Source organism: Deltaproteobacteria bacterium (genome assembly GCA_026712905.1).
In the GTDB taxonomy this organism is placed as follows: Bacteria; Desulfobacterota; Binatia; order UBA9968; family JAJDTQ01; genus JAJDTQ01.
Genome location: JAPOPM010000005.1, coordinates 20017 through 29518, shown reverse-complemented (window position 1 = coordinate 29518; position 9502 = coordinate 20017). Strand labels below are relative to the sequence as shown.

The window sequence follows — 9502 nt, the reverse complement described above, 5'->3', positions numbered from 1 at the left end:
GTCCCGGAACTCATCCAGGCCATCCATGACTACGTCCGCATCAATAACCAACAGCCCACTCCTTTCATCTGGACCGCTTCGGTCGAAGCCATTATGGAGAAAATCAATCGTTGTAAAGCTATTTATGAGACGGTACACTAGTGTGGTGTCTGGTTAATTCGCATAACAATCTGCGGGTCTTTTTCGCCGTCGGCTGCGTTGCTCTTCCTCGCGTGGTACCCGCCACTGCTCGTCATCGCGCCTTGCCGACAACGAAAAATCCTCCGCATATTATTATGCGAATTAACCAGACACCACACTAGCCGCGGATGTTTGTCAAATCGGGTCGGAATCGGTCCAAGGGAGGAAACGTGTCTTGTGACCGCGCGTTCGCCTGTGTTAGACGGGGGGTCCGGTGAGCGGTCCTGATCTCAAAGGGAGGTGGAGCATGGACGAAACACGCCCCGCGGACCACTGGCGCATAGGCAAGGACAACACGGCGCTGATCGTGGTCGACATGCAGAACATGTGGGTGGACCCCCGCGGCGCCCGCTACCTTCCGTCGTCCGAGGACATCATCCCGAAGCTCCAGGATTTGCTGAAGGCGTGCCGCTCGTCAGAGGTGCCGGTCATCTACCTCTACACCACCAAGCGCAAGGACCTGGCGGACGTGGGCGTGTTCGCCGACCTGAAGCCCGTGACCCACCACACCGACGATCCCTGGACCAACATCGAGGGGGCTCCCGGCGCGGAGCTCCTGGAGAGCGTGAAGCCCGAGGAGGACGAGATCACCATCAAGAAGTTCCGCTACAGCGGCTTCTACGGCACCAACCTGGAAAACGTGCTGCGGCGGCTGGGGCGGGACACCATCGCCATCACCGGGGTCGCCACCAACGTGTGCTGCGACAGCACCGCCCGGGACGGCGCCATGCGCGACTTCAAGGTACTGTTCCTCTCGGACTGCAATGCCTGCTTCTCGGACGAGGAACAGGCGGCGACGCTACAGAACTTCGACAAGCACTTCGGCGTGGTGATGGACTCGGGGACCTTCCTGGAGAGGCTGCAGCGGGCCTGACACGCGGGCGGGACCGCCGCGGAGGAGACAGCACGTGGCCGAGGCTCTCAGACTGTACGCCGGCACCCAGGCGGGCATGGTGATCCTGCGCGGCGTGGGGGATATCTGGACCTCGATGCGGGGGTCGCGAGAGTATCAGAGCTTCTTCCCGGACCAAGTGGTGGACTCGGTCTGGGGCTGCCGCGCCAACCCCGAGGTGGTCTACGCCGGCGTGACCCAGGACGGCCTCTACCGCACGCGCGACCAGGGGCGTAACTGGCGCCGGGTGCTCGATGGCGACATCCGCTGGGTCACCGTGGACCCGGGCGAGGACCGGGTGGTCTATGCCGGCACCGAGCCGGTGATGCTGTTCCGCAGCGAGGACGGCGGGGACTCCTGGGAGGAGCTCGAAGGCCTGCGCGCCCTGCCCCCGGAGGTGCAACACCACTGGTGGTTCCCGTACCCGCCGCACCACGGCCACGTGCGCCACATCTACATCGACCCCGACAACACCGATACCCTCTACCTGGCGCTGGAGCACGGCGGCATCGTGCGCAGCTTCGACCGGGGCGAGACCTGGGAGGACGTGAGCGACGGCATCGAGTATCCGGACGTGCACATGATCGTCCGTTCGCCCGAGAACCCCGCCACCTTCTTCACCGCCACCTCCCGCGGGTTCTTTCGCGGCGACCCGCCAGAGGCCGGCTGGCAGCGTGCCGAGCGGGGCATGGAGAGCGACTACTTCCACGATCTGGTGATGCTGCCGGGGGACCCACCGGCACTGTTCCTGGCGGGCGGGCACGGCTCGCCCCAGTATTGGGACCGCCCCACCGGCGCCGACGGCCGCATCTACCGGAGCGAGGACTCGGGCCGAACCTGGCGGCAGGTGGGCGCCGGCTTGCCGGTGACGCACCCCGGCATGTGCTGGCAACTGGCCCGCGACCCCTATGACGGCAACGCGATCATCGCCGCCTTCGGTGACGTGGCTCGAGGCCACACCGCCGGACCGCCGGGGGAGGGGGACATCTACCGGAGCGGCGACCGGGGTGACACGTGGGAGCGCATCGGACGGCAGAAACGGGGCAGCCAGTTCCTCGGCCTGCCCGCCATCCGCGTGCTCTGGGCGGCGGCGGAGGCCTGACCCGGCATGAGTTCCATCGGCGAAAACGCCTCGCGGGTGGATGGACCGGCGAAGGTCACCGGGGCGGCCCAGTACACGGGCGACCTGGAGTTTCCGGGCCTGTGCCACGTCAAGGTGCTGCGGAGTGTCCATCCCCACGCCCGGCTGGTGTCCGTGGACGCGGGCGCCGCGGAAGCCTTGCCCGGCGTCGTGGCGGTGCTCACCCGCGCGGACCTCTCGGCGGCGAACTCCCACTTCGGACCCGTGGTCAAGGACCAGCCCATCGTGGCGGTGGATCGTGTGCGCTACGCAGGCGAGGTGGTGGCCGCGCTGGCGGCCGAAGAGCCGGATATCGCCGAGGAAGCTCTCGATCTCATCCGGGTGGAATACGAGCCCCTTGAGCCGGTGCTGGATCCGATCGAGGCCATGTCTCCTGCCGCGCCGCGGCTGCACGAGGCTCGCGTGCAGTCCGAGAGCCGTCTCGACAAGGGCCACTACCACTACGAGGACCGGGGCAACGTGCTGACTTCCTACAGCGTCGGGCGCGGTGACGTCGACGAGGGTTTCGCCTCCTCGGACCTGGTGTTCGAGGACACCTATACCACCCCCAAGATCCAGCACGGCCACCTCGAACCCCACGTGGTCACCGCCTCCTGGGACGCGGCGGGCAAGCTCACGGTCCATTCGGCCACGCAGAACCCCTCGTCCATCCGGGTCCAGCTCGCGGAGCTTTTCGAGTTGCCGCAGTCCATGGTGCGGGTGGTGGTGCCGTATGTCGGCGGCGGCTACGGCGGCAAGGTGCACCTGCGGCTCGAACCCCTGGCCGCGGCGTTGGCGCGGAAGGCCGGCCGGCCGGTCCAGTGGAAGCTCACGCGCGAGGAAGTCTTCCTCACCGGCCACTGCCACGCGGCGGCGGTGCGCATCAAGACCGGCGTCAAGCGCGACGGCACGATCCTGGCGCGGCAGGTGGAAGCGGTCTACGACACCGGCGCCTACGCCTTGACCGGTCCCTCGACTTCGCGCAACGGCGGCGAGGTTTCCGGCGGACCCTACCGCATCCCGCATCAGCGCCTGACTTCCTACTGCGTGTACACCAACACCCCGCCCACCGGACCCTACCGGGGCTTCGGCGTGCCCCAGGTGTGCTGGGCCTACGAGGCGCAGATGGACGACATGGCGCGGCGCCTGGAACTGGATCCGCTGGAGATGCGGCTCAGGAACCTGGTGCACGACGGCGACGTGTTCGTCACCGGCGATACCCTGGAAGCGGTGGGGCTGGAGGACTGCCTGCGGGCCGCGGCCGAGGCGGTGGAGTGGCAGGGCGGCGCGGAGCAGGCGTCCCGGGCGGCGGGGCCGCTGGTGCGCGGCAAGGGTCTGGCGGTCATGATCAAGACCACCATGACGCCGTCCCATTCCTCCGCCGGCTTGCGGCTCAACGCCGACGGTTCCGCCACGCTCTTGTCCGGCAGCGTGGATATCGGGCAGGGAGTCCAGACGAGCCTGGCGCAGATGGTGGGCGAGGTGCTGGGAATCCCGCAGGAACGGGTTTCCGTCACCCTCCCCGACACCGACGTGACCCCCTTCGACCAGTCCACCAGCTCCAGCCGCACGGTGTTCAGCATGGGCAACGCCGCCGTCGCGGCGGCCCGCCAGGTCGCCGACCAGCTTCTGGAGATCGGCGCCGGCGAGCTGGAGGCCGATGTGGCGGACCTGGAGCTGCGCGACGGCCACGTGCAGGTGGCGGGCGTCCCGGAACGGCGTCTCGCCTTCGGCGACCTTTTCCGCGCCCGTTTCGGCGGCGCCGTGGGCAGTCTGTTCGGCAACGCCGGCTTCCAGAGCCGCGGCGGCGTCGATCCCGCCACCGGCAAGGGCAAGGCGTCGGCCTTCTTCTTCCTGTCCGCCTGTGCCGCCGAGGTGGAGGTGGACACCGAGACCGGCAAGGTGCGCGTGGTGCGCCTCGCCACCGCGGTGGACGCGGGCAAGGCCATCAATCCACGCCAGTGCCACCTGCAGAACGAAGGCTCCATGCTCATGTCCCTGGGCTCGTCGCTGTTCGAGGAGATGGTCTTCGACAACGGCCAGCCCATCAACTGCACCTTCCTGAGCTACCTGCCCCCGTCCATGCAGGACCACCCCGAGACCTTCACTTCGCTCCTCGTCGAACACCCCCATCCCGACGGCCCCTTCGGCGCCAAGGGCATGGGCGAAGCCGCCCTCGGCCCGGTGGAACCCGCCATCGGCAACGCCGTCGCCAACGCGTTGGGGGGCGTAAGGGTGAAGGATCTGCCGCTCCGGCCGGAGCGGGTGGTGGAGGTGGTGCGGGGGTCAGCGACGTTCTAGTGTCGCGGGACGCGACACTAGTCGCCCACCTCCTTCAGGTACTCGTCGAACCACGCCACGGACAGGTCGAGCAGGTGGCTCAGGTGCGGCTCCTTGTAGATGTCGTGATGGTTGACGTCCGGAATCACCACGTAGTCCTTGGGGTCGGGTGAGCTCTCGTAGAGGTTCAACTGTTCTTCGAGCGGGGTGAGGGTGTCAAGCTCGGCGGAGACATAGAGGGCCGGGCAACCGATTTCGTGGGCGACGGACTCGGGCTTGTACTCGATGATGGCGTCGGCGCACTCCAAGGGCATTTCCACCTCGCCTCTGTCCGGGTTGGCGGCTACGGTTTCCTTCCAGAACTCCCAGCCCTCCGGAGTCGTCTCCATGATGTGGTAGGGGTGGACGCGCCGGGATTGGCCGCTCAGCACCCGCCGGTCGCGGTCGTCGTCGAGTTCCTTCAGGAATGCCTGCCATTCCCATTCGCGGCGCAGGCAACGGAGCCAGCGTTCGCCGTCGCCGACCCCCACGACGCTGACGATGCAGCGGACCCGCTCATCGGCGGCGGCGGCGTAGGCCGCGTGGGCGCCGCCGAAGCTGGTGCCCCAGATGGCGAGGCGGTCGGGGTCCACCTCCGGGCGCACGCCGAGGCAGGTAAGGCCGTTGCGGATGTCCTCGACCTGTTCCAGCGGGATCAGACGATGACGCGGCCCCTCGCTCTCGCCGAAGCCGCGATAGTCGAAACGGAGCGTCACGTATCCTTCGGCGGCCATGCGTTCGGCCACCGCGGGCATGAGCGCGTCCTTGAGGCCGGCGTATCCCTGGCACAGAATGACGCCGGGGTGGCGATGGGACCGCTCGTGGTCGTCGGGAACGGTGATGACCGCGGACAGGCCGTAGCCGGGGCCGCTGAAAAACCGGATCTTCTCTTCCATGGTTCCTCCTGAGCTGAGATTGGGCATGGCGCGGGCCGCGCACGCCCAACCCGCGCCGCGAATCACCGGCGGCCGAGTCGCGGCAGCCAGCGGGTGGCGCCGACGTAGATGTGCTGTGTGCCCATGTTCACTACCACGATTCGGGCCAGATGAAAGGCGATCACCGCGGGGACTCCGATTCCCAGCGCCTGGGCGGTGATGGCCATCTCCGCCAGACCGCCGGGGGAGGTGGAGATGATCATGGTGGCGATGGGGAGGTGGAAGCCCCAGGACAGCGCCGCCGCCAGCACCACCGACGCCGCCAGCACGAAGAACGAGTTGAGCAGGGCGAACGGGATGAACAGCTTGTAGCGCATGAAGAAGGCGCGTTCGTAGCGCGCCCCGAGCACCAGGCCGAACATGAGCTGGGCGAAGTTGGTCATCCACTGGGGCACGGCCGAGAGCGGCACCTCGCTCACCGTGAACGCGGCGCCGAAGAAAATCGGCATGAGGAGGTAGCCGTTGTGAATGTGCAGGCGTTCGGAGGTCTCGCCGAGCACGAAACCGGCGAGGAGCCAGGGCAACAGCACGCCCACGTCCAGGGGCACCGTCGGGCGGTAGTCGCCGGTCTCCAGCGGGATGCCGCCGTAGGTCAGGGCGAAGGGAATCACCAACACGAGGATGGAGACCCGCAGGCTGTGGGCCACCGCCACCGGCGCGATCTGCGCGCCGTAGCGGTGCGCCAGGTTGGCCATGGCCATGGCGCCGCCCGGGATGGACGCGAAGAAGGTCGATCGGGTCTCGACTCCCGAGACCCGGCTCAGGATCACCGCTCCCAGAGCACCGATAAGAAAGGTCGCCAGGGTGGACAGGATGATGGGCAGCCAGTTGGCGGCCAGCGCCACCACCACCGGCGGGGTGAAGTACAGGGAGATTCCCGAGCCGAGCACCACCTGCCCCATCTGTCGCGCGTAGGGCGGCGAGTCCATGGAGACGCCCAGCAGGTTGAGCGCGGCGATGGCCACCATGGGGCCGATCATCCAGGGAATGGGCAGGTCCAGCGAGTCGCACAGGTACCCCGCGGGAATGCCTACCGCCAGGGCGGTGAGGATGGCGGGCAAGCGCGCGCGCAGGTCGGCCACGCTCCGGCGCAACGCGGCCCATGCGCGGGAGCCGAGACTCGAAGACGCCGGGCTCATGGATTCCGGCTTGAGCACGGGAGCACGACGCCGGTCATACGATGTTTCTTTCCTGGAGGGAGCGGATTTCCTCGGGGGCGTAGCCCAGCTCCTTCAGGGTCTCCTCGTTGTGCTCGCCCAGGGTCGGGGGCCGGAGCTTGAGTGTGATGGGGGTGTCCAGCAGGTTCAGGCCGTTGCGCACCAGCTTGAACGGGCCGAACTCGGGATGGTCCACGTCCATGAGCCGGTCCAGGTACTGCACCTGAGGATCCTCGAAGACCTCGGCGAAGTTGTTGAGGGGCGCGCACGGCACGTCCCGGGCGCGCAGCTCCGCGAGCCAGTGCTCGCGCGGCTCCGATTGCACCACCGCGCCGAAGGTCTCGGAGATGAAGTCGTAGTTCTTGGCGCGCGCCGGGCGGTCCTTGGTGCGCTCGTCCGTCTGGAAGTCCGGCCGCCCCATGACCTCGGTGACGCCGATCCAGAACTTCGGCGGATGGGACAGGTGGATGACGAAGGGCTTGCCGTCGCCCGCCACCAGCGCGTAGACGCCCGCGGTCTTGATGCGGCTGCGCATGCTCGGCACCTCGCCGCTGAAGAGGTACTGGGTCATGCTCAGGCCGAGGAAGCAGATGGTGGACTCCAGGAGCGAGGTCTCCACCTTCTGGCCCACGCCGGTGCGCTCGCGCGCGGCCAGCGCCGCGAGCACGCCGTAGCAGCCAAAGATGCCGCCGAGATGGTCGGAGAAGGCCGCCCCGGGGCCGTGGGGCTGCTCGACGTCGGTGAGCACGCTCAACAAGCCACTCAGGGACTGGCCGATGGTGTCGTAGCCGGGCCGCTCCCGGTACGGGCCTTCCTGCCCGAAGGCGGAGATGGAGCAATAGATGATGCGCGGGTTCATCTCCCGCACCACGTCGTAGCCGATGCCCAGCCGGTCCACCACGCCGGGGCGCAGGTTCTCGACGATGACGTCCGCTTCCCTGGCCAGCTTGAGGAACACCTCCCGGCCCTCCGGCGCTTTCATGTCGAGGGTGACGCTCTTCTTGTTGCGGTTGAGCGCGCAGAAGCTCGGGCTGTAGTCCTTGGGCTCCTTGTCCCAGGTGCGGAACGGGTCCCCCTTGCCGGGGGTCTCGATCTTGTACACGTCGGCGCCCAGGTCGGCCAGCAGGAGCGACGCGTAGGGACCGGCGATGTAGTTGGTGACGTCGAGGATCTTGATGCCTTCGAGTGCTGCGGGCATGGACGGCGGCTCCTAGCGGGTGCGGTTGTACTCGTAGTCCTCGCGCTCGGTGGCGCCGGCGCGAAGCTCGGGCTTGAGCGGCGGCCGCGTGGCGTTCACCTGCGCGTGCACGTCCAGGGCGGCCTGATCCACCCAACGCTCGATGATCACCATCTTGTCCGGGTTCACGACGCTGTGGAACACCTCGAACTGCTCGCACCCGGGTTCCTTCATGACTTCCTCACAGCGGCCCCGATAGGCGCCGGCCAGTTCCGCGCCTTTTCCCTCGACGGCGTTGATGGTGACGATGAGTCTAAGAGACATTTCGCTTCCTCCCTGTAGGTGTGCGTGAGCCTGCGACCTCCGCAGGGTTTCCAGTCTGTAGCAGATTAGGCGGTGGCTCGCGAGATCAAACCGGGTCCGGCATCTCGGCCAGCAGCCGTCCGTATCCCGGAATCGGCTGGCGCACGCCCAGGCGCATCTGCGTCTCCCAGCAGCGCGCCGGTGGGGCGTAGACCACGGGCACGCCCAGGTCCGCCTCCAGCGGCTCGATGATGTCGAGGGCTTTCCACGCCGACCCCAGCATGTAGAGGCATTCGCCCCCCGGATTCCGGGCGAACATCGCCGTGAGCTGCCGGCGGAGTTCCGAGCCCGGTACCTTGGGGACGTCGGCGAAAGGCACGTCGATTCCCTCCATGCCCAGCATCTCGAAGCCGGCGTCGGTGAGGTACCGGCGGAACAGGTCGTTCAGGTGCTCGGGGAAGTAACTCGCGCCCACGATGCGCCGCACACCCAGGGTGCGGAACGCGCATACGTGGTTCATTCCCGAGGTGAGCATCGGAACGCCGTAGCGCTCTTCCCAGGAACGGAGGGTGGCGCTCTCTCCCTCGTAGCCCAGGAGCATGAACGGCGGCGCGCCGATGACCCGGATGAGGTCCGGCTTGAGCGCCGCCAGTTCCGCCGCCTTTGCCTCGTAGCCCGGCATGGCCGCCCGGAACTCGTCCTGGGTGCCTTGGGTGAACTCCATGCTCAGGTGCACGAAGCGGACGCTCGGCGGCAGCTTCGGGTCCAGTTCCGTGTCGCCGAGCACGCCGGTCCGGTTGGTGGGCCAGACCGAGCCGACGAGATACTGCCGTTCTGCAGATTCAGTTTCGTTCGCCATCCGTCCTTCTCCGGAAACAGCGGGAAATCCTCATGAATTCAAGCTGATTGCCAGCCCAAGATCCGACCCCTCCGTGCGGTGCCCAGGGCCACGCGCCGACGGCACACGGCGGCTATTTCGCGGTGACGTGGACGCCGCCGAAGGGTTCGGGGCGGTTGCCGTAGAGGAGCAGGCGGCCCGTGCCAACGTTGGTGATCTGGTAGTATTCCTTGGCGTCGAAGAACACCACCTCGCCCTGCTCGGCGATGCGCTCGCCGCCGTGGATGTCTTTCACGCCGGCCTTGCCCTCCACCACGAGAAAGCTCTCCGGCTCGGTGTGGAAGTGCATGTCCGTGTGGTCACCGGGCTTGAAGTGGAGCATCCAGGTGCAGAACTTGTCCGTCCCGTAGAGCCGCGTGAAGCGTTGTTCCTTGTCCGCCTTCTCCGCGAGATTCACGAAATCCATGGGGCGATCCTCCTGTCTTCAACAATGGAGCAAGCGACCCTCCTGCCATTAGCACAAACGGCGAAACGGAAACAGCCGCTCCCGGCGGCGCGCGGTTGCCTTGCCGCCCGACCCC

Annotated in this window: 9 protein-coding genes; 3 read left to right on the top strand and 6 right to left on the bottom strand. The window is 67.3% G+C overall.

Annotation, left to right across the window (positions count from 1 at the left end):
• The first annotated feature begins 427 nt into the window (after positions 1–427).
• The 3 genes from OXF11_00360 to OXF11_00350 are packed head-to-tail and all read left to right on the top strand — an operon-like array spanning position 428 to position 4493.
• Positions 428–1054, top strand: a complete 627-nt coding sequence (locus tag OXF11_00360) for a cysteine hydrolase (GenBank protein ID MCY4485559.1) — start codon at positions 428–430, stop codon at positions 1052–1054.
• A 34-nt stretch (positions 1055–1088) separates the two neighbouring features.
• Positions 1089–2174, top strand: coding sequence for a hypothetical protein (locus OXF11_00355; protein ID MCY4485558.1), 1086 nt, complete (start codon positions 1089–1091; stop codon positions 2172–2174).
• A gap of 6 nt (positions 2175–2180) precedes the next feature.
• Positions 2181–4493 carry a xanthine dehydrogenase family protein molybdopterin-binding subunit gene (locus OXF11_00350; GenBank protein ID MCY4485557.1) on the top strand — a complete coding sequence of 771 codons (2313 nt, stop codon included), beginning with the start codon at positions 2181–2183 and terminating at the stop codon, positions 4491–4493.
• 17 nt (positions 4494–4510) lie between these two features.
• Here OXF11_00350 and OXF11_00345 read toward each other — a convergent pair whose 3' ends face one another.
• The 6 genes from OXF11_00345 to OXF11_00320 all read right to left on the bottom strand — a co-directional run bounded on the left by OXF11_00345 (position 4511) and on the right by OXF11_00320 (position 9387).
• A complete protein-coding gene (locus OXF11_00345) occupies positions 4511–5407 on the bottom strand; it encodes an alpha/beta fold hydrolase (protein MCY4485556.1) in 897 nt (298 codons plus the stop codon).
• A 62-nt stretch (positions 5408–5469) separates the two neighbouring features.
• A complete protein-coding gene (locus OXF11_00340; protein MCY4485555.1) occupies positions 5470–6585 on the bottom strand; it encodes an AbrB family transcriptional regulator in 1116 nt (371 codons plus the stop codon).
• Positions 6586–6619: 34 nt separating this feature from the next.
• The gene (locus OXF11_00335) at positions 6620–7801 is read right to left on the bottom strand and encodes a CoA transferase (GenBank protein MCY4485554.1); all 1182 of its coding nucleotides are present in this window, start codon (positions 7799–7801) and stop codon (positions 6620–6622) included.
• A 12-nt stretch (positions 7802–7813) separates the two neighbouring features.
• Positions 7814–8104, bottom strand: a complete 291-nt coding sequence (locus tag OXF11_00330) for an antibiotic biosynthesis monooxygenase (protein ID MCY4485553.1) — start codon at positions 8102–8104, stop codon at positions 7814–7816.
• Between the two features lie 85 nt (positions 8105–8189).
• Positions 8190–8942: a hypothetical protein gene (locus OXF11_00325; protein ID MCY4485552.1), complete on the bottom strand. Its 753-nt coding sequence runs from the start codon at positions 8940–8942 to the stop codon at positions 8190–8192.
• A 112-nt stretch (positions 8943–9054) separates the two neighbouring features.
• A complete protein-coding gene (locus OXF11_00320) occupies positions 9055–9387 on the bottom strand; it encodes a cupin domain-containing protein (protein ID MCY4485551.1) in 333 nt (110 codons plus the stop codon).
• Between the last annotated feature and the right edge of the window lie 115 nt (positions 9388–9502).